Origin of the sequence: Nocardioides lianchengensis (assembly GCF_900101465.1) — a bacterium.
Classification (GTDB): Bacteria; Actinomycetota; Actinomycetes; order Propionibacteriales; family Nocardioidaceae; genus Nocardioides; species Nocardioides lianchengensis.
Map to the genome: position 1 here is coordinate 23,998 of NZ_FMZM01000014.1, position 26,570 is coordinate 50,567.

General features: G+C 73.5%; 21 protein-coding genes. 8 read left to right on the top strand and 13 right to left on the bottom strand.

Annotated elements, in window-relative coordinates; genetic code table 11:
• Positions 1-118 precede the first annotated feature (118 nt).
• The 3 genes from glgX to treZ are packed head-to-tail and all read left to right on the top strand — an operon-like array spanning position 119 to position 6,349.
• Positions 119-2,311: a glycogen debranching protein GlgX gene (glgX, locus tag BLT76_RS21675; protein WP_090860394.1), complete on the top strand. Its 2,193-nt coding sequence runs from the start codon at positions 119-121 to the stop codon at positions 2,309-2,311.
• Positions 2,312-2,313: 2 nt separating this feature from the next.
• Positions 2,314-4,596, top strand: coding sequence for a malto-oligosyltrehalose synthase (gene treY / locus BLT76_RS21680; RefSeq protein ID WP_090860395.1), 2,283 nt, complete (start codon positions 2,314-2,316; stop codon positions 4,594-4,596).
• Position 4,597: 1 nt separating this feature from the next.
• On the top strand, positions 4,598-6,349 hold the full coding sequence (treZ, locus tag BLT76_RS21685) for a malto-oligosyltrehalose trehalohydrolase (RefSeq protein ID WP_090860396.1): 1,752 nt from the start codon (positions 4,598-4,600) through the stop codon (positions 6,347-6,349).
• 10 nt (positions 6,350-6,359) lie between these two features.
• Here treZ and BLT76_RS21690 read toward each other — a convergent pair whose 3' ends face one another.
• Positions 6,360-6,755, bottom strand: coding sequence for a winged helix-turn-helix transcriptional regulator (locus BLT76_RS21690; RefSeq protein WP_211753156.1), 396 nt, complete (start codon positions 6,753-6,755; stop codon positions 6,360-6,362).
• 125 nt (positions 6,756-6,880) lie between these two features.
• Here BLT76_RS21690 and BLT76_RS21695 point away from each other — a divergent pair, with 125 nt between their 5' ends.
• Positions 6,881-7,798 (top strand): alcohol dehydrogenase catalytic domain-containing protein, encoded by a 918-nt coding sequence (locus BLT76_RS21695; RefSeq protein ID WP_090860398.1) that lies wholly within the window; start codon positions 6,881-6,883, stop codon positions 7,796-7,798.
• 13 nt (positions 7,799-7,811) lie between these two features.
• On the opposite strand, the gene BLT76_RS21700 is transcribed toward BLT76_RS21695, so the two are convergent.
• From BLT76_RS21700 to BLT76_RS21715, 4 genes are all read right to left on the bottom strand, one after another.
• Complete coding sequence (locus BLT76_RS21700; RefSeq protein ID WP_090860399.1) at positions 7,812-8,585, bottom strand: hypothetical protein; 774 nt, start codon at positions 8,583-8,585, stop codon at positions 7,812-7,814.
• A gap of 138 nt (positions 8,586-8,723) precedes the next feature.
• Positions 8,724-9,410: an NAD-dependent deacylase gene (locus BLT76_RS21705; RefSeq protein WP_090860400.1), complete on the bottom strand. Its 687-nt coding sequence runs from the start codon at positions 9,408-9,410 to the stop codon at positions 8,724-8,726.
• Positions 9,411-9,431: 21 nt separating this feature from the next.
• Entirely contained in the window at positions 9,432-11,234 is a 1,803-nt protein-coding gene (locus BLT76_RS21710; protein WP_170867195.1) for a DUF5005 domain-containing protein, read from the bottom strand.
• Between the two features lie 64 nt (positions 11,235-11,298).
• On the bottom strand, positions 11,299-11,922 hold the full coding sequence (locus tag BLT76_RS21715; protein ID WP_211753146.1) for a class I SAM-dependent methyltransferase: 624 nt from the start codon (positions 11,920-11,922) through the stop codon (positions 11,299-11,301).
• Between the two features lie 17 nt (positions 11,923-11,939).
• Between BLT76_RS21715 and BLT76_RS21720 the strand changes: the two genes are divergently transcribed.
• Complete coding sequence (locus BLT76_RS21720; protein ID WP_090860402.1) at positions 11,940-12,686, top strand: SDR family NAD(P)-dependent oxidoreductase; 747 nt, start codon at positions 11,940-11,942, stop codon at positions 12,684-12,686.
• Between the two features lie 11 nt (positions 12,687-12,697).
• On the opposite strand, the gene BLT76_RS21725 is transcribed toward BLT76_RS21720, so the two are convergent.
• Entirely contained in the window at positions 12,698-13,456 is a 759-nt protein-coding gene (locus BLT76_RS21725; RefSeq protein ID WP_244509517.1) for an SDR family NAD(P)-dependent oxidoreductase, read from the bottom strand.
• A gap of 130 nt (positions 13,457-13,586) precedes the next feature.
• On the opposite strand from BLT76_RS21725, the gene BLT76_RS21730 reads away from it, so the two are divergent.
• A complete protein-coding gene (locus BLT76_RS21730) occupies positions 13,587-14,075 on the top strand; it encodes a MarR family winged helix-turn-helix transcriptional regulator (RefSeq protein ID WP_090860404.1) in 489 nt (162 codons plus the stop codon).
• A gap of 24 nt (positions 14,076-14,099) precedes the next feature.
• Here the strand turns inward: BLT76_RS21730 and BLT76_RS21735 are convergent, their stop codons facing one another.
• Positions 14,100-14,987: an NAD-dependent epimerase/dehydratase family protein gene (locus tag BLT76_RS21735; RefSeq protein WP_090860405.1), complete on the bottom strand. Its 888-nt coding sequence runs from the start codon at positions 14,985-14,987 to the stop codon at positions 14,100-14,102.
• Positions 14,988-15,018: 31 nt separating this feature from the next.
• Complete coding sequence (locus BLT76_RS21740) at positions 15,019-15,516, bottom strand: MarR family winged helix-turn-helix transcriptional regulator (protein ID WP_090860406.1); 498 nt, start codon at positions 15,514-15,516, stop codon at positions 15,019-15,021.
• An 87-nt stretch (positions 15,517-15,603) separates the two neighbouring features.
• Here BLT76_RS21740 and BLT76_RS21745 point away from each other — a divergent pair, with 87 nt between their 5' ends.
• Positions 15,604-16,011 (top strand): RidA family protein, encoded by a 408-nt coding sequence (locus BLT76_RS21745; RefSeq protein WP_090860407.1) that lies wholly within the window; start codon positions 15,604-15,606, stop codon positions 16,009-16,011.
• Positions 16,012-16,018: 7 nt separating this feature from the next.
• Here the strand turns inward: BLT76_RS21745 and BLT76_RS21750 are convergent, their stop codons facing one another.
• Positions 16,019-16,936 carry a 1,4-dihydroxy-2-naphthoyl-CoA synthase gene (locus BLT76_RS21750; protein ID WP_090860408.1) on the bottom strand — a complete coding sequence of 306 codons (918 nt, stop codon included), beginning with the start codon at positions 16,934-16,936 and terminating at the stop codon, positions 16,019-16,021.
• Positions 16,937-16,990: 54 nt separating this feature from the next.
• Between BLT76_RS21750 and BLT76_RS21755 the strand changes: the two genes are divergently transcribed.
• Positions 16,991-17,434 (top strand): nitroreductase family deazaflavin-dependent oxidoreductase, encoded by a 444-nt coding sequence (locus BLT76_RS21755; protein ID WP_090860409.1) that lies wholly within the window; start codon positions 16,991-16,993, stop codon positions 17,432-17,434.
• A gap of 65 nt (positions 17,435-17,499) precedes the next feature.
• Here BLT76_RS21755 and BLT76_RS21760 read toward each other — a convergent pair whose 3' ends face one another.
• The 4 genes from BLT76_RS21760 to recC are packed head-to-tail and all read right to left on the bottom strand — an operon-like array spanning position 17,500 to position 26,508.
• Positions 17,500-18,105, bottom strand: a complete 606-nt coding sequence (locus BLT76_RS21760; protein WP_090860410.1) for an ACT domain-containing protein — start codon at positions 18,103-18,105, stop codon at positions 17,500-17,502.
• Positions 18,106-18,149: 44 nt separating this feature from the next.
• Positions 18,150-19,940 carry an exodeoxyribonuclease V subunit alpha gene (recD, locus tag BLT76_RS21765; protein ID WP_090860411.1) on the bottom strand — a complete coding sequence of 597 codons (1,791 nt, stop codon included), beginning with the start codon at positions 19,938-19,940 and terminating at the stop codon, positions 18,150-18,152.
• The gene (locus BLT76_RS21770; protein ID WP_244509518.1) at positions 19,937-23,230 is read right to left on the bottom strand and encodes a UvrD-helicase domain-containing protein; all 3,294 of its coding nucleotides are present in this window, start codon (positions 23,228-23,230) and stop codon (positions 19,937-19,939) included. Before BLT76_RS21770 ends, recD begins: the two co-directional genes overlap by 4 nt.
• Positions 23,227-26,508, bottom strand: coding sequence for an exodeoxyribonuclease V subunit gamma (gene recC / locus BLT76_RS21775; protein WP_090860501.1), 3,282 nt, complete (start codon positions 26,506-26,508; stop codon positions 23,227-23,229). Before recC ends, BLT76_RS21770 begins: the two co-directional genes overlap by 4 nt.
• Positions 26,509-26,570: the final 62 nt, after the last annotated feature.

The following is a 26,570-nucleotide window of genomic DNA, read 5'->3' on the forward strand; positions in this document are numbered from 1 at the left end:
GTGGATCCTACTGGCTGGTAACTACTCGGGTGGTGTGGTCTCGACCACTCCTCGCAGAGAGACCAACGTCGCTCCCGCGGAGCGAGTCCGGCGCGCACCCCACGGGTACACCTGACCTGTGAGCGACACGAGCACCACCTTCGAGACCTGGCCCGGCGAGGCCTACCCCCTGGGCGCGACGTACGACGGCGCCGGCACCAACTTCGCCCTGTTCAGCGAGGTCGCGGAGAAGGTCGAGCTCTGCCTGTTCGACGCCGACGACGTCGAGACCCGCATCGAGCTGACCGAGGTCGACGCCTACGTGTGGCACTGCTACCTCCCGCAGGTGCAGCCCGGCCAGCGCTATGGCTACCGCGTGCACGGCCCCTGGGACCCCGAGCAGGGGCTGCGCTGCAACCCCAACAAGCTGCTGCTCGACCCCTACGCCAAGGCGACGACCGGCGAGATCGACTGGGACCCGAGCCTGTTCTCCTACCACTTCGGCGACGAGGACTCCCGCAACGACGACGACTCCGCGCCGCACATGACCCACGGCGTGGTCATCAACCCGTTCTTCGACTGGGAGGGCGACCGCCGCCCGCAGATCCCCTACAACGACTCGGTGATCTACGAGGCGCACGTCAAGGGCCTCACCCAGCTGCACCCCGAGATCCCCGAGGACATCCGAGGCACGTACGCCGGCCTCGCGCACCCGGCCGTGACCGCCCACCTGACCAAGCTGGGCGTCACCGCGATCGAGCTGATGCCGGTGCACCAGTTCGTCCAGGACAGCACGCTGGCCGAGAAGGGCCTGCGCAACTACTGGGGCTACAACACGCTCGGCTTCTTCGCCCCGCACGAGGACTACAGCACCACCGCCCGCGCCGGCCAGGCCCTCGGCCAGCAGGTGCAGGAGTTCAAGTCGATGGTCAAGGCGATGCACGCCGCCGGCATCGAGGTCATCCTCGACGTGGTCTACAACCACACCGCCGAGGGCAACCACCTCGGGCCGACGCTCAGCTTCAAGGGCATCGACAACCAGGCCTACTACCGCCTCGTCGAGGACGACCAGCGGTACTACATGGACTACACGGGCACCGGCAACACCCTCAACGTCCGCCACCCGCACTCGCTGCAGCTGATCATGGACTCGCTGCGCTACTGGGTCACCGAGATGCACGTCGACGGCTTCCGCTTCGACCTGGCCTCCGCGCTCGCGCGCGAGTTCTACGACGTCGACCGGTTGGCGACCTTCTTCGAGCTCGTGCAGCAGGACCCGGTGGTGTCGCAGGTCAAGCTGATCGCCGAGCCCTGGGACGTCGGCCCCGGCGGCTACCAGGTCGGCGGGTTCCCGCCGCAGTGGACGGAGTGGAACGGCAAGTACCGCGACACCGTGCGCGACTTCTGGCGCGGCGAGCCCTCGCTGGGCGAGTTCGCGTCCCGCCTGTCCGGCTCCTCGGACCTCTACGAGCGCTCGGGGCGCCGGCCGTTCGCGAGCATCAACTTCGTGACCGCCCACGACGGCTTCACGATGCGCGACCTGGTGTCGTACGACGAGAAGCACAACGAGGCCAACGGCGAGGACAACAACGACGGCGAGAGCCACAACCGGTCCTGGAACCACGGCGTCGAGGGACCGACCGACGACCCCGAGATCCAGGCCTTCCGGGCCCGCGAGCAGCGCAACCTGATCGCCACCCTGCTGCTCAGCCAGGGCGTCCCGATGATCCTGCACGGCGACGAGCTCGGCCGCACCCAGCAGGGCAACAACAACACCTACGCGCAGGACTCGGAGATCAGCTGGGTGCACTGGGAGGACGCCGACCAGCCGCTGGTCGAGTTCACCGCCGCGGTCGCCCGACTGCGGGCCCAGCACCCGACCTTCCGCCGCAAGCGGTTCTTCACCGGCGAGGAGGTCCGCGGGAGCTACGGCGAGCGGATCGACGACATCGTCTGGCTGCACCTCGAGGGCCGGCCGATGGAGGACGGCGACTGGGACAGCGGCGCCCAGGCGATCGGCATGTACCTCAACGGCAACGGCATCGCCGGCAAGGACGCCCGCGGGCAGACGATCACCGACGAGCACTTCCTGCTCTACTTCAACGCCGACGGCGACGCCGAGGTGACGCTGCCGCCGCTGGAGTACGCCGAGGCCTGGGACGTCGTCATCGACACCGGCGGCTCGGCCGACGCCGACGGCACCTGCGCGGCCGGCTCCACGCTGCCGCTCGGGACGCGGAGCCTCGTCGTACTCCGGGAGCACCGCGAGCCCGAGGTCGAGCCCGACCTCTCGGTCGCCGCCTCGGTCGCCGCCCAGTCCCGGCGGGGCTGAGCGTGCGCGCACCGACCAGCACGTACCGCCTCCAGATCACCGCCGAGCTCGATCTGTTCAAGGCGGCGGATCTGCTTCCGTACCTCCACGACCTCGGCGCCGACTGGGTCTACCTCTCCCCCATCCTCGAGGCCGAGCCCGGCAGCACCCACGGGTACGACGTCATCCGCCACGACCGGGTCGACCCGGCGCGCGGCGGCAAGGAGGGGCTGGCGGCGCTCTCCGCGGAGGCGCGGCGGCTCGGGATGGGCGTGCTGGTCGACATCGTGCCCAACCACGTCGGCGTCGCGACGCCGTCCGAGGACCCCTGGTGGTGGGACGTGCTGAAGCACGGCCGTGACTCCGCGCACGCCGCCGCGTTCGACATCGACTGGGACGCGAGCCACCAGAAGCTGCAGATCCCGGTGGTCGGCGACGACGACGAGGCCGCGATCGAGGTGGACCTCGGGGCCGAGGAGATCCGCTACCACGACAACTACTTCCCGCTCGCGCCCGGCACGACCACGCTGGAGGAGCAGCACTACGAGCTGGTCAACTGGCGCGAGGCCGACGACGGGCTGAACTACCGGCGCTTCTTCGCGGTCAACACGCTGGCCGCCGTCCGCGTGGAGGAGCCGGGGGTGTTCGAGGACACCCACGTCGAGATCCGACGCTGGTTCGACGAGGGCCTGGTCGACGGGCTCCGGGTGGACCACCCCGACGGCCTGCGCGACCCGGGCGGCTACCTGCGCGACCTGGCCGAGCTCACCGGCGACGCCTACGTCCTGGTCGAGAAGATCCTCGAGCCCGGCGAGCAGCTGCTCACGTCCTGGGCCACTACCGGCACCACCGGGTACGACGCCCTCGCGCACATCGACCGGGTCCTCACCGACCCGGCGGGGCAGGCTCCGCTCGACGCGCTCGAGGCGCGGCTGCGCGGCGGTCCCGTCGACTGGGCCGAGATGATCCACGACACCAAGCGGGCGGTCGCGGACGGGATCCTCAACAGCGAGGTCCGCCGGATCGTGCGCGACCTGCGGCGGCACCTGCCCGTCGTACCCGCCTTCCGGGCGGAGGACGCCGTGGCCGAGCTGCTGGCCTGCTTCCCGGTCTACCGGTCCTACCTGCCCGAGGGCCGCGCGCACCTCGAGGAGGCGTTCGCCGAGGCCCGCCGCCGGCGGCCCGACCTGACGCTGACCTTCGGGCGGATCGAGCCCTGGATGTTCGACGCCGACCTGGCCGCCTCCAAGCGATTCCAGCAGACCAGCGGCATGGTGATGGCCAAGGGCGTCGAGGACTGCGCCTTCTACCGCTACTCCCGGCTCACCTCGCTCAACGAGGTCGGCGGCGACCCGTCGGTGTTCGCGCTGTCGGTCCCCGACTTCCACCGCGAGCTGGCCGAGCGGCAGCGGGACTGGCCACTGGCCATGACCACGCTGTCCACGCACGACACCAAGCGCGGCGAGGACGTGCGCGCCCGGATCACCGCCCTGGCCGAGCTGCCGGCGGCCTGGGAGGCGGCGCTCGAATCGCTGCTGTCGCTGGCCCCGCTGCCCGACCCCGGCTTCGCCTCGCTGCTGTGGCAGGCCGTGCTCGGCGCCTGGCCGGCGTCGCGCGAGCGCCTCCACGGCTACGCCGAGAAGGCGATGCGCGAGGCCGGCGACCGGACCACCTGGACCGAGCCCGACGCGTCGTACGAGGACGCGGTGCACGCCGCGGTCGACGCCGCCTTCGACTCCGCCGCCGTGCGCGGCGTGCTCGACGGGCTGCTCGAGCAGGTCGTGGCGCCGGGCTGGTCCAACGCGCTGGCGGCCAAGCTGCTCGCGCTGACGATGCCGGGCGTGCCCGACGTCTACCAGGGCAGCGAGCTGTGGGAGCAGAGCCTGGTCGACCCCGACAACCGGCGGCCGGTCGACTTCGAGGGGCGCGCCACCCTGCTCGCCTCCGGCTCCTGGTCCGCACCCCGGCCCGTCCTCGACGACGGCGCGTCGGCCAAGCTCCACCTCACCGCGATCGCCCTGCGGCTGCGGCGCGACCGGCCCGAGCTGTTCACGTCGTACGACGCCGTGCCGGCGGCCGGGCCCGCGCAGGACCACGTCGTCGCGTTCGACCGCGGCGGCGCGCTGACCGTCGCCACCCGGCTGCCCGTCGGGCTGACCGCGCGCGGCGGCTGGGACGACACCGCCCTGGAGCTGCCGCCGGGCCGCTGGACCGACGCGCTCGGGTCGTGGTCCGGCTCCGGGACCGCCCCGCTCGCCGACGTGCTCGCCGACCTGCCCGTCGCCCTGCTCGTGAAGGAGTCCTGACATGACCCGCCCGTCCCGCGGTCCGTACGACGTCTGGGCACCCCGCCCGGAGCGTCTCCGGCTGTCAGTGGGTGCTGACATCGTCGAGATGCAGCGCGGGGACGATGACTGGTGGACCCCCGCGGGACCCGTTCCCGATCCACGCTCGGAGGTGGACTACGGCTACCTGATCGACGACTCGGACTCGCCCCGACCCGACCCGCGGTCGCGGCGCCAGCCGGCGGGCGTCCACCAGCGCTCGCGAACCCACGACCCCGCGGCCTTCGACTGGACGGACTCGGCCTGGACCGGGCGCCAGCTCGCGGGGGCGGTCGTCTACGAGCTCCACGTCGGGACCTTCACGCCCGAGGGCACCTTCGACGCGGCGCTCGACCGGCTCGACCACCTCCGCCAGATCGGCGTCGACCTCGTCGAGGTGATGCCGGTCAACGCCTTCAACGGCACCCACAACTGGGGCTACGACGGCGTGCTCTGGTCGGCCGTGCACGAGGGGTACGGCGGCCCGGCCGGCTACCAGCGCTTCGTCGACGGCTGCCACGCCGCCGGGCTGGGCGTGATCCAGGACGTGGTCTACAACCACCTCGGTCCGTCCGGGAACTACCTGCCGCTCTTCGGGCCCTACCTGAAGTCGGGCCGGAACACCTGGGGCGACCTGGTCAACCTCGACGGGGAGGGCTCGGCGGAGGTGCGGCGCTACATCCTCGACAACGTCCGGATGTGGTTCACCGACTTCCACGTCGACGGGCTGCGGCTGGACGCCGTGCACGCGCTGCACGACGAGTCGGAGGTGCACCTGCTGGAGGAGATGGCCGTCGAGGTGGCCGCGCTCTCCGCGCACCAGCGCCGACCGCTCACCCTGATCGCCGAGTCCGACCTCAACGACGCCAAGCTGGTCACGCCGCGCGAGGCCGGCGGCTACGGCCTGGACGCCCAGTGGAGCGACGACTTCCACCACGCGGTCCACGTCGCGCTGACCCGCGAGACCGACGGCTACTACGCCGACTTCGAGCCCCTCGGGGCGCTGGCCAAGGTCTGCGAGCGGGGGTTCTTCCACGACGGGACCTACTCGTCCTTCCGCGGTCGCGACCACGGCGTCCCGATCGACACCGCGGCGATGCCGAGCTGGCGGCTGGTGGTCTGCTCCCAGAACCACGACCAGGTCGGCAACCGCGCGGTGGGCGACCGGATCACCGAGCACCTGGACGCCGACCAGCTGGCCTGCGCGGCCCTGCTGACGATGGCGGGCCCGTTCACGCCGATGCTCTTCCAGGGCGAGGAGTGGGCGGCGTCCACGCCGTTCCTGTTCTTCACCTCGCACCCGGAGCCGGAGCTCGGGAAGGCCACGGCGGAGGGCCGGATCGCGGAGTTCGAGCAGATGGGCTGGGACCCCGACGTCGTCCCCGACCCGCAGGACCCCGCCAGCTTCGAGCGGTCCAGGCTCGACTGGGACGAGCAGACCGGTGGGCAGCACGCCCGCCTGCTGGACGTCTACCGGCGCCTGGCCGCGCTCCGGCGCGAGCACGCCGAGCTGACCGACCCGGCGTTCGGCCGCACGCGGTGCGAGGTCGACGAGGAGCGCCGTACGTTCGTGATGCACCGGGGCGACCTGGCGGTCGTCGTGAACTTCGGCGACGCACCGGCGACCCTCGTGCTGCCCCACACCCGGCTGCTGTTCGAGACCGAGGCCGGGGCCGACCTGGGAGACGGGACGCTCACGCTGCCGCCGCACGCCGGGGCCCTGCTGGCGCCCTGACCCGACCGGGTCAGGCGCCGCGGGCGTCGTACGCGTCGCGCGCGGAGCGCACGTCGTCCATGTGGGCCTCGGCCCACACCTTGACCTGGCGCACCACGACCTGCAGCGAGGCGCCGAGCGGCGTCAGGTCGTAGTCGACGGTCACCGGGACGGTCGGGGTGACCGTGCGGGTGACCAGGCCGTCGCGCTCGAGGGCGCGCAGGGTCTGGGTGAGCATCTTCTGGCTCACGCCGGCCAGGCGGCGGGCGAGTTGGGAGTAGCGCATCGTGCCCTCGTCGGCGAGCGCGGCGAGCACCAGCGCGACCCACTTGTCGGAGAGCCGGTCGAGCAGTTGGCGGCTCGGGCACTCGGCGAGGAACGAGTCGTAGGCGAGCTTGGCCTGCTCGCGCTGCTGGGCCGCGGTCATGGTCGGCACGGGGCCTCCTGGGGAACGGGACGGGTAGTTACGCACTCTGAGGTGCCTACTTCCCGATGGAGAGTGACTGATCCAGTCTGGAGCCGTCCGATCCGATCCGCAAGAGGAGCACCCCCATGAGCACCACGACCACCACCTTCCGCGCCGCCGTCGTCCGCACCCCGGCCGGCCCCGACTCCATCGAGCTCGTCGACCTGCCGCTCCGCGAGCCGGGCGCCGGCGAGGTCCGGGTCCGGGTCGCCGCGGCGCCGGTCAACCCCGTCGACCTGGGCACGGCCGGCGGCTTCTTCCACCAGCTCGGGCTGATCGACCAGCCCGAGCACACCGGACTCGGCTGGGACTTCGCCGGCACCGTCGACGCCGCGGGCGCCGGGGTCGACCTGCCGGTCGGCACCCGGGTCGCCGGGCTGGTCGGCGGCCTGGACCGCGACTTCGGGACGTACGCCGAGCAGCTGGTCGTGCCGGCCGCCGACGTCGCCGTCGTCCCGGACGACCTCGCCCTGGTGGCGGCCGCGACGCTGGCCCTGACCGCCCTGACCGCCGCCCAGCTCGTCGACCTGCTCGGCGACGGGGCGGGCCGCTCGCTGCTGGTCACCGGAGCGGCGGGGCCGGTCGGGGCGGCCGTCGTACCCCTGGCGGCCGAGCGAGGCTGGCGGGTGACCGGCCTCGCCCGGGCCGGCGACGAGGAGTTCGTCCGCGGCCTGGGGGCCGACTTCGCCACCACGACCACCACCGGCTGGGACGCCGTGGCGGACGGCGCGGTGCTGCAGGCCGACGGCGTGGCCCTGGTGCGCGACGGCGGCCTGTTCGTCGGCGTCCGGCCCGCGATGCTGCCCGCGTCCGAGCGCGACGTCGTGGTCACCGCCGTCGAGGTGGTGCCGGACGGCGCCCGCACCGCCGACCTCCTCGCCCGCGCGGCTGCGGGTGGGCTGCCCGTCCGGGTCGCCGGCGAGCTGCCGCTGGCCGAGGCGGCCGAGGCGCACCGGCTGGTGGCCGAGGGCGGCGTGCGCGGGCGCTACGTGCTGCGCCCGTGAACGACGGCGAGTGTCAGCCGCCGAGCTCGTCGAGGTCGACCGTGTCCTCCGCGGGCGGCGCCTCGGCGGGCACCTCGGCGTCGAAGTCGGAGAAGGTGATCGCCCCGGGCTCGTCGCCGGACGTGACCTCGACCTTCACCAGGTAGTGGTCGCCGTCGACCTGGACGTAGCCCACCGAGGTCCCGTCGTCGCCGGTGCTCGTCACCGCGATCGCCTCCGAGCCCTCGACGTCGGACACGTCGCCCTTCTCGTAGGTGCTGTCGTCCTCCCCGCTGACGAGCTCGTCGAGCAGGGAGTCGAGCTGGCAGAACTCGCCGAAGCCGGCGTCGTCGCCCGACATGACGACCCAGCGGCCCGCGACCAGGTCGATGATCGTCTGGGCCTGCTCGCCCGCCTGGGCCTGCCAGAACTCGTCGCTCGGCTTGAACCAGGCCTTGCCGTCGGCGCCGACCAGCTCGGCCGACGCGCCGCCGAGGCTGATGGTGCCGGCACACTCGCCGGCCGTGCTGACCGCCAGGTCGAGGGCGATCTCCTGCCCGTCGCTGGTGATGGCGCCGCTGACCCGGACCGACTCGAGGCCGGCCATGGCGTCCTTGGCCGTCTGGGCGATCTCCTCGCCGGACTGGTCGGTGAAGTCGTTGCCGCCCTCACCGCCGCCGGTGCTGCCGCTGCTGGTGCTCTCGCGCGAGGGGTCGGCCGCGCTGTCGTCGCCGGGGTCGCCGTCGCTGCAGCCGGCGAGCAGGGTGACGGTGGTGAGCGCGGCGGCAGCCAGGGTCAGGGTCTTCATCGGGTCTCCTCCTCAGGGGGCTCGATCAGATCACACGGCTCGACTCCTCCGCGACGCGCATTCCTGCCGGCGCCTCCTCGCCCTCGCGGAAGCCGTACCGCCCCCACCAGCGGCGCAGCGGACCGGGCCCTTGACGGGCTACCCCAGGAGCGAGTCGACCCACTCCGGGACGAGCTCCGACGCGGGCCCGTGCCGCGCCTCGTCGAAGAAGTCGGTGCCGTCGGAGGGGAGCAGGTTGAGCTCCAGCGTCCGGGCGCCGTACGACGCCGCGGCCTGCACGAAGCCGGCTGCCGGGTAGACCGCCCCCGACGTCCCGATCGACACGAACAGGTCGCAGGTCTCGAGGGCGGCGAAGATCCGGTCCATCTCGTAGGGGATCTCGCCGAACCAGACCACGTCCGGGCGCAGCTCGGTCACGCCGCAGCGCGGGCAGGGCGGCAGGTCGGCGAGGTCGCCGCTCCACGGCGAGCGCCGCTGACAGCCGCGGCAGAGTGCCGAGAGCAGCTCGCCGTGCATGTGCAGCACCCGCTGCGAGCCACCGCGCTCGTGCAGGTCGTCGATGTTCTGGGTGACGACGAGCAGGTCGTCGCCGAGCGTCTCCTCCAGCCGGGCCAGGGCGCGGTGGGCGGGGTTCGGCTCGACCCCGGTCAGCGCCGCGCGGCGCGCGTCGTAGAACGCGTGCACCACCGACGGCTGCCACTCGAAGGCCTCCGGGGTCGCGACGTCCTCGACCCGGTGGCCCTCCCAGAGCCCGTCGGCGTCGCGGAACGTCGGCACTCCGCTCTCGGCGGAGATCCCGGCACCGGTGAGGACGACGACCTTCATGGGGCCATCATGACGGCCGGGTCAGAGGCCGCACCTCGTCGCGGTCGTCCAGGCACTGCTGCCGTAGTCCGAGTAGGCCTGCACGCGGTAGTCGTACCGCACGCCCGAGGTGACCGCGTACCACGGCGTCTTGGTGCCGACCGCTCCGAGGCTCGTCCAGGCGGTCGCACCGACCTGCCGCTGCTGGACCCGCCAGAAGACCCCGCCCTGCGGATCAGTGATGTTCAGGGTGCACTTGTTCGCCGCCGTGCGGGCGACGCTGAGCCCGGTGGGTGCGTTGATCGGCATCGTCACGGTCTTCGTGGTCCACGCGCTGTTGCGCCCTTCCCAGGTCGACGCCCGGATCCGGAACTCGTACGTCCGGGCCGGCGTCAGCAGCCCACCGGTCCACGTGTTGCTGGCCGGCGCGAACAGCGGCCACTCGGTGCCCCAGGCGTCACCGGACGCCCGGAACTGGAAGCCGTAGCTCCAGTCGGAGCTCGGAGCCGTCTGCGACCAGCCGAAGGTCAGTGCCGTGTTCCCCTGCCCGGGGGTCGCGGTCACGCCGGTCGGGGCCGGGACCGCGGCCGTGCCGGGGGCGCACCACCCGGGCAGCTCCGCCGCAGTCAGCCACTTGGCCGCCGGCTGCGCCCCGTTGGGTGCCTGGTAGCTGCCGCCGGGGGTCGTCGGCAGGGTGACGGCCTTGAAACGGGGACGGTAGACGGTCGCGTCGATGTAGTTGTGCGCACCGCAGGAGCTGTCCTCGAGCTGCGAGTTGACGCTGTAGCCGATGATCACCTGGTTGCCACCGGTGCTCAGGTGGGGGATCAGGCGGGGCGTGTAGGCCCAGACGCTCCAGTCGGCGGTGGTCTCGGGCATCTTGAACAGCGTCGACTTGTCGGCGGCGGTGAAGCCCCACGGGGTGTCGGCGTAGTAGCTGATCACGTTGCCCCCCAGACCGCCGTAGGTGTCCTGACCGACCAGCACCCAGCGTCCACCCTGGTAGGTGACGCTCATGGCCTCGCTGGCGACCGTGCCCGTATCGATCGCGTCCGCCTGGTCGGTGCTCCAGCCGGAACCGTTCCAGTACTCCCAGAGGCCGGCGAAGTCGCCTTGGGGGACACGCGCGATCTTGAGGTCCTTCCCGCTCGAGCTGACGTCGGCACCGTAGACGTAGGTGTAGGAGCCGTGGTCGGCCAGCGCCATCCCCCACAGGGTGCAGTGTCCGGCCACCCCCTGCGCCGAGCAGCTACGGACGTCGGCAGGCAGCTGGGCGGTGAGGTCGCCGTACGTGCCCGGCGAGGCCACCGAGCCGGTCGGGATGGTCCGCAGCTCGACGCCGACCGCGGAGCCCCAGCCCCCGTCGGCCACCATCCGCATGTAGAACTTCTGGACGGTGCCGCCCTGGAGTCGCTGGTCCCCGCCCCACAGCCAGCCGGAGCCGGTGTTCATCAGGGTCGCGCCCCCCGAGCCCGAGACGGTCTGGCCCATCGTCCCGTTGGCGTTCTGGATCACGATGCCGTTGCGGGGCATCGACGCCTGGAAGGGACCGCGGGTGAGGTCGGACTTCACCGTGCCGTACCAGTAGTCGTTGAAGAACCAGAGCACCCGCCCGTCGGGCAGCTCGATCGCCTCCAGCCCGTCTCCACCTGTCCAGCGGTCGACCGAGGTGCTGTTGCCGTAGCTGGTGAACTTGTTGGTGATCTCGGTCGCGAGTGCCGGCGTGCCGGGCGCGTTCGCGTCAGGACCGGCGTCCGCCGTGTCCACGAGCACGAGCTGGCCGGCCAGCGCCACCACGAGCGTCGCCGCGCCCACCGTCATCGAGCGGAAACGTCCGGTCCTCATGTGACCCTCCTCACAGGTGAGCGACACCCTAGAGGGCATCGCCGACAACGAGCGAGGAAATCGGTCAAACGCCGTCCGCAGATCTGCCGTGGAGCGTCACGACGTACCCGCCGCCGTCGTAGGCGTCGCCCTCCCAGGTCGCGAGCCGATCGCCCACCCCCAGTCCCGCCGCCGCGAACGCCGCGTCGACGTCGGCCAGCGGGGTGACCGGGCAGTCGCCCGGCAGGTGGGCGGCGTCCAGCCCGAAGCCGCAGACGACCCGACCTCCGGGCGCGGTGTGCGCAGCCAGGCGCTCCGCGACCGCAGCCAGGGTGCCGGGCTCTAGCAGCGGCACGATGTTGCCGGCCAGCAGCACCAGGTCGAAGGTCTCCCCCAGGTCGAGCGTCGCGAGGTCGGCCTCGCGCCAGTCCAGCCCGGGCGCCTCGGCCCGCGCGACGGCCAGCATCGAGGCGTCCACGTCGACCCCGACGACGTCGTACCCCAGCTCGGTGAGGCGTACGGCGATCCGCCCCGTCCCGCACCCCGCGTCCAGGACCCGCGCCGGCGGGTCGACCAGCTGGGTCACCAGCGCCGCCTCGCCGTGCACGTCCTGCCCGCGCTCGGCCAGCCGGCGGAAGCGGGCGGCGTACGTCGTCGCGTAGTCGGCGCCCGCCTGGGCCTGGGCGATGCGCTGCCAGAGGGTGCTCACCTGGCAATCTTGCCGCCATGGACCTCGGACTGGACGGCGCCCGGGCGCTGGTGACGGGCGGCAGCCGCGGGATCGGCCTGGCCGTCGGGCGGGCGCTGGCCGCGGAGGGCGCGCGGGTCGCGCTCCTCGGACGTGACGCGTCGGCGCTGTCGGCGGCGGCCGACGCCGTCGGCCCCGGGACGGTCGTCGTGCGCGCCGACACCACCGACGACGCGGCCGTCCGTACGGCGGTCGACGCCGCGGCCGCCGCGCTCGGTGGGCTCGACGTGGTCGTCAACGCGGCCGCGCCCCGTGCGTCGCAGCCAGCCGCGCCGGGGCTCGCCGGCCTGGACGACGACGACTTCCTGCAGCAGGTCGACACCAAGGCCCTCGGCTACGCGCGCGTCGTGCGCGCGGCGGCGCCGTACCTCCTCGACGGCGGTGGGCGGGTCGTCAACATCAGCGGCATGAACGCCCGCGCGACCGGCAACCTCACGGGCTCGGTCCGCAACATCGCGGTCGTCGCGATCACCAAGAACCTCGCCGACGAGCTCGGCCCGCAGGGCGTCACCGTCACCTGCGTCCACCCCGGCCTCACCGTCACCGAGCGGGTCGCCGGCGACCCCGCCTACCTGGAGCAGGCCGCCCGGAACGGCCTCGGCCGCCCGGTCACCGCCGACGACGTCGCGGCCGCGGTCACGTTCCTGGCCTCGCCGTACGGCGCGGTCGCCAACGGCGCGGTCATCCCGCTCGACGGCGGCCGGCCGGGGCCGATCTGGGCCTGAGGCCCACCCCGTCACACCAGCGTGGTCAGCACCCCACCGTCGGCACGCACAGCAGCGCCGTTGGTGGCCGACGAGAGCGGGCTGGCCAGGTAGACCGCGAGGCTGGCGATCTCGTCCGGGTCGAGGAACCGCTGCAGGAGCGACGTCTGGTTGCCGGCGGCGATGGCGCCCTTCAGGTCCTCGGCCGACATCCCCTGCGCCGCGGCGATCTGCTCCACCGTCCGCGCCACCCCGTCGGAGTACGTCGGGCCGCCGAGGATCGTGTTCACCGTGACCTCGGTCCCGCGGGTCAGCTTGGCCAGGCCGTTGCCCAGGGCCAGCTGCGCGGCCTTGGTCACCCCGTAGTGCGTCATGTCGCCGGGGACGTTCACCCCCGACTCGCTGGAGACGAAGACGATCCGCCCCCACCCGCGGTCCAGCATGCCGGGCAGCAGGTGCCGCGAGAGCCGGACGCCGCTCATCAGGTTGACCTCCAGGTAGCGCTGCCAGGTCTCGTCGGGGAGGTCCGCGAACGGCGCGACCTCGAACAGCCCGACGTTGTTGACCAGGACGTCGACGTCGCCCAGTTCGGCTAACAGCCGTCGTACCTGGTCGGGGTCGGCGAAGTCGGCCGCCACCCCCGTCACCTGCGCGCCGGGGACCTCGCCCTCCAGTCGAGCGACCGCCTCGCGGACCCCGGGCTCCGCACGCCCGTTCACGACGACCGCCGCGCCCTCCCGGAGGAGCGCCCGTGCGATCGCGAAGCCGATCCCCTGCGTCGACCCGCTCACGAAGGCGCGCCTGCGTGCCAGTCCCATGTCCATCTCGTCCGTCCTCACTCACGTCATTGACTTGCTCAGGAAAGTCAAACGTAGACAGGATGACTTTCCTGAGCAAGTCACGAGGACCTAGAGTGGCGCTATGCAACCCCTCCCGGACCCCGTCGAGCTCCGCGGCGACGACCTCGCGACCTGGGCCGCCCTGGCCACCGTCCTCGAGTGGCTGCCGAGCGCGCTCGACACTCAGCTCCAGCGCGACGCCCAGCTCTCCCACTTCGAGTACGGCATCCTCTACGCGCTCCGTGAGGCGCCCGACCACACCCTGCGGATGAGCGTGCTCGCCGGCTATGCCAACAGCACCCTCTCGCGACTGTCCCGGGCGGCGACCCGCCTCGAGTCCAAGGACTGGGTACGCCGAACGCCCGACCCGGCCGACGGGCGCTACACGCTCGCGGTCCTCACCGACCTGGGCCGCCGGAAGGTCGACGAGGCGACCCCCGGACACGTGCGGGAGGTCCACCACCTGGTGCTGGACCGGCTGACCGCACCCCAGAGGCGGCAGCTGCGCGAGATCAGCCGGCGGATCCTGGGCGGCATCCGCGACGACGAGGGGTGGGCTCCTCAGGCCTGAGCGGAGTGGCCCTACGGGTGCACCTCAGCCGGGCAGCACGTCGCGCCACGAGTGCCGTGGGGTGAAGCCGACCAGCTCGCGGGCCCGGTCGATGGCGTAGAAGGTCTCGTCGTCGCCCAGCTCGCGGCGCACCTCGACACCGTCGTAGAAGCGTTCCCGCAGCTCGCGCGTCGTCGCCGCCACCGACAGGTCGGGATTGGCGACGTTGAAGACCTGGTAGCCGAGCCCGTCGGTCGCCAGGCAGCGGTGCACCATCTCGCCCAGGTCGCGGGCGTCGATGTAGGCGAAGAGGTTGCGCCGGCGCAGCGCCGGGTCGGCCAGGAAGGCCGGGAACAGCTCGGCGTACTCGTGCGGCTCGATGACGTTGTTGATCCGCAGGCCGTAGGCGTCCGCGCCGGTGCGGGCCTGGAACGAGCGCGCCGTCGTCTCGCCCGCCACCTTGGACATCGCGTAGGCGTCCTCGGGGATCGTCGGGTGGTCCTCGTCGACGGGCAGGTAGAGCGGCCGCCGCTCCCCCTGCGCGAAGCAGACGCCGTAGACCGTCTCCGACGAGGCGAAGACGATCTTGCGCACACCGAGCCGGGTCGCGGCCTCGAGGACGTGGTAGGTGCTCAGCACGTTCGCGGCGTACGTCGCCGCGTCCGGCCGCAGCCCGATCCGCGGGACCGCGGCGAAGTGCACGACCGCGTCGTACGACGGCCGCTCGGGGCGGTCCAGCTCGTCGAGGCTCGCCAGTCCCGCGAGCGCGGAGTAGGTCTCGCCCGCGTCGGTGAGGTCGACCCGGAGGTCGTCGACCCCCGGGTGCCCGAGCGGGACGAGGTCGGCGTTGGTGACCCGGTGACCCTGGTCGGCGAGGTAGGGGGCCACGATCCGGCCGGCCTTGCCGCTGCCGCCGGTGAAGAAGATGCGCATCACCTCCCGTACCCAGGGGCACGGGTCCGGCTCAGCCGGTGGTCGGCCGGTCGCGGACGTCGCTGGGCCGGGTACGAAGTCGCGCGGCGATGCGGGCCAACGCGGCCTGATCGACCTCGTCGAGCGGGTCGATGACGAGGCGTCGTACGGCGTCGACGTGAACTGGCGCCGCCGCCACGACGAGGCGGCGCCCCTCCTCCGTGAGCGACACGAGGGTGTAGCGACCATCGGTCTCGTCCGGCCGGCGCGAGGCCCAGCCCCGCTGCTCGAACCGCTTGACGACGTTGGAGAGCCGCGACAGCGAGCCGTTGGTCATGAACGCGAGCTCGCTCATCCGCAGCTCGCGGTCCGGAGCCTCCGAGATGCCGCTGAGCACCATGTAGTCGAAGAGCGTCAGCCCGGCCTCGCGCTGCAGCGGCGCCTCCAGCGGGCCGGGCATCAGCAGCATCAGCGAGACCAGGCCGGTCCACGCCTCCTTCTCCGGCTCCGTCAGCCATCGGAAATCGTCCGCCGCACCCTCGTCCGCCATGCCTCCACCGTAACGGTGGGTCGCTTCACGCATGAAGTCACGTGATAGATTCAGTTCAACCTTGAAGTCAATACCGGAGGAACTCCCGTGCCCATCGCGTTCGCCAACCCCGTCGGCCTCCCCGAGGTCCCCCTCTACCGCCAGGTCGCCGTCGCCACCGGCAGCCGGACCGTCTTCGTCGCCGGCCAGGTCTCGTGGGACGCCGACGGCCGCCTGGTCGGCGAGGGAGACCTCGCTGCGCAGATCGTCCAGTGCTACCGCAACGTGGCCACGGCCCTGGCCGAGGTCGGCGCCACCTTCGCCGACGTCGCCGATCTGACGATGTTCGTCGCCGGCTGGACCCCCGACCAGATGCCGCTGGTCGTCGACGGCATGGCCCGCGCTGCGGACGCCCTCGGCTCGGTCCCGGTCGCCCCGGCGTCGCTGATCGGCGTCGCCGCGCTCGACGTACCCGAGCACCTGGTGGAGCTGAAGGTCACGGCCGTCCTGGCGTGAGTCGGACTCAGTAGTACCAGGGGAACGGCGACCAGTCGGGATCCCGCTTCTCGAGGAACTGGTCCCGCCCCTCGGCGGCCTCGTCGGTCATGTAGGCGAGCCGGGTGGTCTCGCCGGCGAAGATCTGCTGGCCGACCAGGCCGTCGTCGATGGCGTTGAAGGAGTACTTCAGCATCCGCTGCGCGGTCGGCGACTTCCCGTTGATCAGCCGGCCCCACTCCAGGGCGGCCGCCTCCAGCTCCGCGTGCGGGACGGCCCGGTTGACCGTGCCCATCCGGACGCCGTCCTCGGCGGAGTACTCCTGGCCGAGGAAGAAGATCTCGCGGGCGATCTTCTGGCCCACCTGGCGGGCGAGGTACGCCGAGCCGAAGCCGCCGTCGAACGAGCCGACGTCGGCGTCGGTCTGCTTGAAGCGGGCCTCCTCGGTGCTGGCCAGGGTCAGGTCGCAGACGACGTGCAGGCTGTGCCCGCCGCCGGCCGCCCACCCCGGGACGACGCAGATGACGACCTTGGGCATGAAGCGGATCAGCCGCTGCACCTCCAGGATGTGCAGCCGCCCCAGCTTGGCCTTGTCCACGGTGGCCGCGGTCTCGCCCTCGGCGTACTGGTAGCCGGCGCGGCCGCGGATCCGCTGGTCGCCGCCGGTGCAGAAGGCCCACTTGCCGTTCTTGGCGCTCGGGCCGTTGCCGGTGAGGATCACGCAGCCGACGTCGCTGGAGGTGCGGGCGTGCTCGAGCACCCACAGCAGCTCGTCGACGGTGTGCGGGCGGAACGCGTTGAGCACGTCCGGCCGGTCGAAGGCCACCCGGACGGTGCCGTGCTCCTTCGCCCGGTGGTAGGTCAGGTCGGTCAGGTCCTCGAAGCCGGGCACCACGTCCCAGGCGTCGGCGTCGAAGATCTCCGACACCCCGTCGATCGCACTCATGGGTCGGAGGCTATCCCTGGGAATGTCCGGGGCCTCCAGGGGCATTGGACAGTCATGGCACTTGAAGGCGAGTACGAGCCCAGCCCCGAGCAGTGGGTCCGCGACCAGGTCGAGGAGTTCGAGTCCTCGAACGGCCAGCGCGGCAACATCCTGCGTGGCAACCCGGAGTGGCCCATCGTGGTGATCACGTCCCGCGGCGCCAAGTCCGGCAAGCTCCGCAAGAACCCGGTGATGCGCGTCGAGAAGGACGGCAAGTACGTCGCCATCGCCTCGCTCGGCGGCGCCCCGAAGAACCCGACCTGGTACTACAACTTCGTCGCGAACCCCGAGGTCGACCTCCAGGACGGCGCGGAGAAGCACACCTACGTCGCGCGCCGCCTCGAGGGCGACGAGCGGACCGAGTGGTGGGACTACGCCGTCGCCACCTGGGCGACGTACGGCGAGTACCAGCAGAAGACAGACCGCGAGATCCCCGTCTTCCTCCTCGAGCGCGTCTGATCGCCGAGTCAGCACCACTGGTGCTGACTCGGCCCGCGGTTTCTGCTGACTCGGCGGGAGGGGGGTCAGCCGGCGCGGACGATGGACATCGCGAGGGCGACCAGGTGGCCCAGGCGGGCCAGCTCGGAGTCGAGGAACTCCGGGCCGCCGCGGCGGCCGATGATGACCACCTCGTGGTGGTTGAGCCGGGCGCCGCAGTGGACGTTGTCGTCGTCGGTCTCGAGGCGCGCGGCCCGGCCCATCGACACCCAGGTCAGGTCGGAGGGCGCGGCCTCGGTCGCGTAGACGACGCCGGCCTTCTCGCTGACCCGCGCGGCCCAGTCGGCGCGGAAGGTGATCGGCAGCAGGTCGATCAGACGGTCCAGCGCCTCGGCCGGGTTGGCGGTGAGCTCCTCGACCGCCTCCAGGTCGAGGAACAGGTTGCCGCCGGCGGCGTACCGGCTGATCCAGACCACCCGGACGCCGTCGATGGCGTTGCACGCGGAGACGATCGAGTCAGGCATCGAACCGGGCGCCATCTCGAGGAGTACGTCGTCGACGGCCGTCCCGTCGTGCCGCTTCTCGACGATCTCGATCGCCTCGATGTCGCCGCCGGCCTCACCGATCCTGCTCGCCAGACGACCCAGCGACCCGGGGACGTCAGGCAGCTCGACGCGCAGCAGAAATGGCACGGCACGACCCTAACCGGCGCAGATTGCGGCGCCGTTTCCGTGTGTCAGGGTGCGGACCCGGTCTCGCGCAGCCGCTGCTGGAGGCCCGTCGCGCGCAGCGCCCGGGTGGCGACGGCCGCCCGCACGGCCGCCTCGGAGCCGACCACCCGGACGTGCTGCTGGGCCCGGGTGACCGCGGTGTAGAACAGCTCACGGGTCAGCAGCCGCGAGTCGGCCTCGGGGAGCAGCACCGTCACCCGCTCGACCTGGCTGCCCTGGCTCTTGTGGATCGTCATCGCGTGCATGGTCTCGACGGCGTCGAGCCGGCCGGGGGCGAACTCCTTCAACCGCCCCGACCCGGCCACGAAGGCCCGGCGCCGGTCGCCCTGCTGCACCACCACGCCGGTCTCGCCGTTGTAGACGTCGAGCGCATAGTCGTTGCTGGTCACCAGCAGCGGGCGGCCGACGTACGACGGGCCGTGGACGTCGACGTCGACCTCCTCGGCCAGCCAGCGCTCGACCCGCTGGTTCCAGCGGCGTACGCCGTAGGGACCCTCGCGGTGCGCGCACAGCAGCCGGTAGCGGTCGAGCTCCTCGATCGCCAGGGCCGGCTGCTCGGCGACCGCCGCCGCCCAGACCGCGCGGGCGGCCCGGAGCGAGTCGGGCCGCAGCGCCGCCTCGACCTCGGCCTCCTCGGAGGTGTCGACCCAGGAGACCTCGTCGGAGGGGGTCCGCAGCACCTCGACGACCGTGTCGGCGTCGCCCGCCCGCAGCGCCACGGACAGGGCGAGGATGTCGTCGGTGGAGCGGAAGTTCCGGGTCAGCGCGGCGACCGGGGAGTCCGGGCGGCCGTCGTAGCCCGCGACCAGGTCGCCCAGCACCGCGCCGGCGCCGACCGAGGTCAGCTGCTGGGGGTCGCCCAGCAGGACCAGCACGCTCTCGGGCCGCAACGCCTCGAGCAGCCGGCCCATCATCGTGAGCTCCACCATCGAGGACTCGTCGACCACGACGACGTCGTACTTGAGGCGGTTGCCGCGGTCGTGGCGGAAGCGGGTGGCGTTGTCGGGGCGCCAGCCGAGCAGCCGGTGCAGGGTCTGACCCTGGAGCCGCCCCACCAGGGCGGCGACCTCGGGCCAGGTCTCGCCCACCTCGGCGACCTCGGCGGCGACCGCCTCCTGGAGCCGGGTGGCGGCCTTGCCGGTGGGCGCGGCCAGGGCGATCGAGAGCCGGCCCTCGCGGCGCTGCGTCGAGCCGGTGGCCTGGTCGGCGAGCAGGGCGAGCAGCCGGGCCACGGTGGTGGTCTTCCCGGTGCCGGGCCCGCCGGTCAGGATCGTCGTACGACGGCGTACGGCGGCCGCGACCGCAGCCTCCTGCTCGGGGCTGAACCGGCCGCCACGGACCCGGGCCAGCGCCGCGTCGAGCCGGGCCTCGTCGATCCCCGGCGCGGCCTGGGCCAGCCGGGCCTCCAGGTCGGCGTGCACCTGGGTCTCGAGCCGGTGGTAGCGGTCGAGGTAGAGCAGCCCGAGCTCCCAGCGGACCGCCCCGGCGGCCACCAGCGGCGACGCCGCGACGGCCGCGGCCCACGCCTCGGCCTCGGGCCAGGCGAGCTCCGGCGCGATGGCGGGCACCGCCGCGAGGTCGAGGCCCACCGACCCGCGGCGCACGGCGCGGACCGCGAGGGCCACCGCCAGCCGGACCCGCTCGTCCTCCTCCTCGCCCAGGGCCGCGACCCGGGTGGCGACGTGGACGTCGGCGGCGCTGAGCAGTCCGGCGGCGTTGAACTCGGCGAGCAGCCCGGTGGCCGAGGCGGCCAGCCGCCAGTCGTGCTCGCCGACCGGCTCGAAGGTCTCGGTCACGACGCACCTCCGTCGAGCAGGTCGGACAGCTCCTCGACCAGCGCGACCGGCGGCCGCCAGGCGAACACGCCGCACGGCGCGCCGTCGACCAGCGGGGTGTCCGGCCCGCACATGCCGCGCAGGTAGAGGTAGAGCACCCCGCCGAGGTGCACCTCCGGGTCGTAGCCGGGCTGGCGCCAGCGCAGGAACCGGTGCAGCACCGCGGCGTACAGGAGCGCCTGGAGCGGGTAGTCGGAGTGGCCCATCGCCGCGTCGAGCGCGTCGGGCCGGTAGGCCGCGGCGGTCAGCGGCTCGTCGAACGGGCCGAGCCAGTTGGTCTTGTAGTCGACGACGAGGTAGCGCGGGCCCTGCTCGGTGCGCAGCCGCAGCACCACGTCGACCGAGCCGGTGAGGTAGCCGCGCAGGGTCTGCTCGCCGAGCGGACCCTCGAGCGCGGTGGCGTAGGAGCGCACCGGGTCACCCGCCGGCAGGTGCCGCTCCAGCAGCGGAGCGATCTGGCCGAGCAGCCCGTCGCCGAGCGGCAGCTCGAAGTCCATCTCGCGGAGCCGGTCGGCCAGCGGGACCTCACGCAGCGTCGTCGGCGCCAGCGGACCGAGCGGGCTGTCGCAGACCGCGACCAGCGCCTCGACCAGCTCGTCGGTGTCGAGCTCGACCGGCCACCACCCGAGCTGCTCCTCGACGTGGCCGCGGAGCTCGGCGCGGAGGTCGGGCGCGTCGGGGTCGGTGTGCTCGAGCACCGCGTGCACCAGCGAGCCGAAGGTCGCGCCGAGCGGCAGCCCGGCCATCGGCGAGACCAGGTCCCCGGGCACCGCGGGGGCCTCGACGAGGATCGTGTCGAGCTCGTCCTCGTCGTCCTTGGCGCTCACCTCGGGCTCGCTGGTCACCGCCCCCGCGGGGCCGGGCGCGACCTGCACCTTGCTCAACGAGGAGTACGACGACCTCCGCCACTCGGTATCGACCTCGCGGGTGAACGACCGGGCCGCCAGCGCGGGCACCTCCGGCCGGGGTGGCTCCGCGCCCGGGTCGGCGTGCGCCGCCGGCTCGGGGGCCGGGCCGCCGCGGTCGCGCCACTCGGCGAACAGCGCCACCACGGCGTCGTCGTCGGGCACGGCGGGCGAGGCGGGCACCTCCGCCTCGTCGGGGTCGCGCATCAGCATCCGGTGCAGCGGCGAGGCGACGGCGTTCTTGGTCGGCGCCCACCAGCAGACGACCTGGGACTTGGCGCGGGTGATCGCGACGTAGAGCAGCCGCAGCCACTCGCCGGCCTCCTCGTCGGCCCAGCGCCGGCAGTGGTCGGCCCAGTGGGCGCCGCCGCCCCCGACGTCGAGGCAGCGGGTGCCCTCGTCGTCGTGGAAGAGCGGCCGACTCGGCTTGGGGACGAACCGGTCGCCGAGGGCGGGCAGGTAGACGACGGGGTACTCCAGGCCCTTGCTCGCGTGGATCGTCACCAGCTGGACGGCGGCCGCGTCGGAGTCGAGCCGGCGGGTGCGCTCGACGCCGCGGCCGGCGCGGCCCTCGGTGACCTGCTCGCGCAGCCAGGTCAGCAGCGAGACCAGGCCGTGCCGCTCGGTCAGGGTCACCTCGTGCAGGGCCTCGCCGATGTGGCGGAGGTCGGTGAGCCGGCGGTCGCCGCCGACCTCGGCCAGCACGCGCGCGGGCAGGCCGGCGACGTTGGCCGCCTCGAGCACCGCGGCCACGCCCCGGGTCGTGAACAGCTCGACCCAGCCGCGCAGCAGGTCGGCCACCTCGTCGGTCAGGTCGTCGCCGCGTTCGTCGAGCTCGACGGCGCTGCGGCCGACGAAGCAGGTCAGCGCGGCCGAGCGCACACGGGTGCTGCGGTGCGGCTGCTCGAGGGCCTCCAGCAGGGTCAGCCACTCGGTCGCGGCCGGCGTCGCGAACACGCTGCCGCCACCCGCGATGACCGCGGGCACCCCGACCTCCAGCAGCGCCTCGCGCACCGCGGCCAGGTCGGCGTGGCGGTAGCTGATCACCGCGACGTCGCGCGGGCGCAGCTCGTGGCCCTCGAAGGTCGCCCCGGACGCCAGCAGCCGTCGTACGTCGAGGGCCAGGTCGCGGGCGACGTGGGGCCGGACCAGCCCGACCGGGAGGGTCGCGCCGCCGCGGCGCCCGAGGTCCTCGCGCCGGACCACCCGCACCCGGAACGGCGCCGGCACCGGTGCACCGACCAGCCGGCTGCCGCTGTGGTGGGCCTCGACGTCGCGCACGACGATGCGGTCGTCGCCGAGCGCGGCACCGGCGAGCAGCCGCTGGAAGCCCTCGAGGAGCGGCTGGTCGCTGCGCCAGTTGACGGCCAGGGTCTGCTGGCGCGCGGCGGTCGCCGCCGCCCGGAGGTACGTCGTCACGTCGCCGCCGCGGAAGGCGTAGATGGCCTGCTTCGGGTCGCCGATCAGCACCATCGTCGCGTGCCCGTTGAAGGCCCGGTCGAGGACCTGCCACTGCACCGGGTCGGTGTCCTGGAACTCGTCGACCAGCACGATCCGCCAGCGGGCGCGCATCCGCTGGGCGGCGGCGCCGTCCTCGTCGGCGAGCGCGGCGGCAAGCTGGCTGAGCAGGTCGTCGTAGGAGAGCACGCCGAGCCGGCGCTTGCGCCGGTCGAGTTCGGTGCGGACCGCCTGCGCGAAGCGCACCCGCCGCCCGACCGACGTCGACGGGTCTTCGTCGGCGGGCTCGAGCCGGGCCTGGGGGTCGCCGACCGCGGCCCGCGCGATCGCCAGCGCCTCATCGTGACTGAAGGCCGGACCCCCGCTGTCGAAGGCGAACGCGCGGAGGTAGAGGTCGTCGACGATCTCGGTCACCAGGTCGTCGAGGTCCTCGACCAGCCGCGCGCGGGAGTCGGTGTCGCCGGCCACCCCGAGCGAGTCGAGGACCAGCGAGCAGAACTGGTGGGTGGTGGCGATCGTCGCGGCGTCGAAGCCGGCCAGCGCCTCGGTGACCCGGCGGTGCGCGCGGCGGCGCCGCTCGGGATCCCAGCCGCGCAGGAGCACGACCAGGTCGGACTCGTCGGCGACGGCGTCGAGCGGGTCGTCGCCGAGCACCCGCTCGGCCTCGACGAGCTGGGCCCGGACCCGCTCGCGCAGCTCCTGGCTGGCGGCCCGCCCGAAGGTGACGACCAGCATCTCCTCGAGCCGGGCCTCGCCCTCAGCGACGTAGCGGGTGACGAGAGCACCGATCGTCCAGGTCTTGCCGGTGCCGGCACTGGCCTCCAGCAGGACGGTGCCCTCGGGCAGCGGGTCGGTGATGTCGAAGGGGGTGATCGCAGGACCGCTCACAGGGGACCCACCTTCTCGGCTCCGGTGAGCAGCGGCTCCCACACCCGCCAGGCGTGCTCGCCCAGGCCGGCGTCGAGCAGCAGCTCGACCGGCGCCCCGACGCCGTAGACCCGCTGGTGGAAGGCGTCGGCGTCCTCGCCGGCGATGCCGAAGGCGTGGTGGGGGTCGGTCTCCCAGGCCCGGCGGGCGGCCTCGACCGGCGGGGTGTCCTGGCCCATCAGCTCGCGGACCCGGGCCTCGGCCCAGGCCGAGGCAGTCGCCACCGGGATCGGCAGCGGCTCCCGCAGGCCGCGGTCGCGGAGCTCGACCAGGTCGCGCAGCCAGGCGACGGCGCGGTGGTCGAGCGGTCCGGACAGGGCGCGCTTGGGGCCGGCGCGCTCGCGACCGATGGCGTGGGCGGTCCAGTGCTGGTCGGGGTACGTCGCGCTCAGCGCCAGCAGGTCGACCCACGCGGTCAGCCGCTGCCGGGCCTTGAGCCGGGAGTAGCCGAGGGAGACGACGCGGGTGCCGTAGACGCCGGCCACGGTGCCGGTGAGCCGGCGACCGTCGCCCAGGTCGACGTCGACGTCGACTGAGCGCCGCTCCCCCTCGCGCACCTGCGCCGAGCGTGCCCAGAGCCGCTGGCACTCCTCGACGACCTCGGTGAGCGCGGCCGTGCCGAGGCCCCCCGGGGGGAGGGTGCCGCGCAGCTGCTCGGCGGTCATCACGGCGGCGGCGTCCTGGCCGGCGAGCAGCTCGGACAGGAGGTGGTCGCCGACCTTCCACTTGTCGAGGCTGTCGAGGGTCACCGGGATCGCGTCGGCCAGGTCGTCGGGCTCGAACGGCGCGGCGACGTCGAGCCGCTCGCGCAGGAAGGCCCGGACGGGGTGGCCGAGGAAGGCCCGCAGCTCCTGGAGCGACACGTCGTCGCGCGGCCGCTCGGGCAGCGGCGCGGAGATCAGCGGCGGCGGCTCGTGGCGCACGCTCCAGGCCGACCGGGCCCCGGCGAGGGCGGCGGTGTCGAAGCTGAACGGGCGCGGCCGCTCGAAGTTGCGGGCGTCGTAGGGCTGGAGGGGGTGGCGGGTCAGGACCTGCTCGCGCACCGGCGCGGCGGTGGTCCGGTCGGCGGCGTCGAGGATCTCCCCCAGGGGTACGGCGGGGGGCCGCCGCGCCCCCGACTGCTCGTCGGCCCCGGTGTAGGTGATCACCAGCGCCTCGGTCGCGGCCATCACCGCGTCGAGCAGCAGCTGGCGGTCCTCGCTGCGCGCGTCGCGCTCGCCGGTCAGCGGCCGCCGGCCGAGGACGTCGTCGCCGTCGACCGCGCCCGCGCGCGGGAAGACGCCGTCGTCGAGGCCGACCAGGCAGACCACGCGGTGGGGCACCGAGCGCATCGGGACCATGGTGCAGACGGTGAGGGTGCCGGTGCGGAAGTTGGCCCGGGTCGGCCGACCGGCCAGCCGGGACTGGAGCAGCGCGCGCACGTCGGGCAGCCGCAGCTCCAGCTCGGCCTCGTGGGAGGACGCGGCGGCCCGGGCCAGCTCGCGCTCGAACTGCGGCAGCTGCCAGGCGTCGTCGGTGCTCACGTCGGTCAGCGAGCGGACGCCGACGCTCAGGCCGCCGGTCCAGTCGGCGACCGTGCGCGCGCCCGCCAGGGTCGTCAGGCACGCGTCGACCCGGTCGACGAGCTCGGCCAGGCGACCGGCGAGGTCGATCTCGTTGCTGCCGACGTCGTCGAGCGGCAGCCCGCGGCCGAGGTGGCGGTGGTCGTCGCCGCTCATCGCGACCCCGAGCAGGATCCGGTCGAGCCCGGTGCGCCAGGTGTTGTGGGGGAAGCCGTCCATCCGGAACGCCGCCCGCGAGCGGGCGTCCAGCCCCCACCGCACCCCGGCTCGCGCGACCCAGCGGCCGACCCGGTCGAGCTCGTCGTCGGTGAACCCGAAGCGCTGCCGCACGGGCTCCCGGGCGGCCAGGTCGAGGACGTCGGCGGCGGTGACCCGGCCCCCGGACAGCTCGAGCAGCGCGTCGGCGACCGCGAGCAGCGGGTTGGTGCTGGTCAGCGCCCGGTCGGCGAGCTTGACCCGCAGCTCGTGGGCGGGGTGCCCCTCGTGGGTCGCGAGCCCGAAGCCGGCCGAGATCAGCGGCGCGTAGGTCTCGATGTCGGGGCACATCACGAGGATGTCGCGGGGCTCGAGGCTCGGGTCGTCCTGGAGCATCCCGACCAGCACCTCGCGCAGCACGTCGACCTGGCGCGCGGCCCCGTGACAGGCGTGCACCTGGAGGCTGCGGTCGGCGGCGTCGTGGACCCGAGCGGCCCGCTCCGCCGGCGTCGGCGCGTGGTTGGCGCGCAGGTCGGCCTGGAGCCGACCGAGCAGGGTGTCGGTCGCGGGCTCGGGCGCGGGCACCAGCGCGGCACCGACGCCGTCGAGAGTGCGGCGCAGCTCGCGCGCGTCGCGGCCGAGCGAGGCGAGCAGCGGGTGGCCGACCCGCTCGGCCGAGTCGTCCTCGTCGCGCGGCACCACCCCGCCGAGGCCGCCCAGGTCGTCCCAGAGCGCGGGCGAGGGCTGCGGGAGGAAGAGGTGGACGTCGCGGTGCTCGCCCAGGGCGGCGAGCAGCTCGACCTCGGTGACCGGGATCCGGGTGTGGCCGAAGAGGGTCAGCCGGCCCGGCAGCGGGAGGTCGGCGGCCCCGGCGCGCAGCCGTTGCACCGTGTCGGCCTGGCGTACGTCGGGCGCCGGCTCGCCGACCTGCTCGATCAGCCGGCGCCACAGCTCGGGCTGCCAGCGCAGGTCGGCCGGCAGCTCGTCCTCGCCGGCCCCCTCCCGCCAGGCGGTGACGAGCGCGGGCCGCTGCCCGGCGTACGACGCGAACAGGCCGGCCAGCCGCAGGGCCACGGAGTAGCGGCGGGTGCGCCGCAGGTCGCCGTCGGGTCCGTCGAGCCCGTGGCCGAGGTGGGCGGCGAGGGTGGCGAAGACCGGGTCGTCGAGGCTCGCGTCGATGGTCGCGAGCAGCGGCCAGACCAGCCGCTCGGGGTCCCACGGGTCGTCGCGCTCGCGCCCGAGCAGCAGGCTGACCAGGCTCCGCGGGGTCAGGAAGCGGACCCCGGCGCACACCCCGTCGCCACCGCGCGGGCCGGCCCCCAGCCGGTGGGACAGCCGCTGCGAGAGCCAGCGCTCGACCCCTTTGGCCGGGACGACCACCACCTCCTCGGCGAACGGGTCGGCGAGCGGTGTCGCGAGCAGCTCCCCGAGGGCATCGGCCAGCACGTCGGTGCGTGCGGCGCGGTGCAGGTGGAGGGTCACGGGCGGCAGCATCGCACGCGGCTCCGACAGGGCCGTGTCGGGTATGACCCCTCCCACAAGCC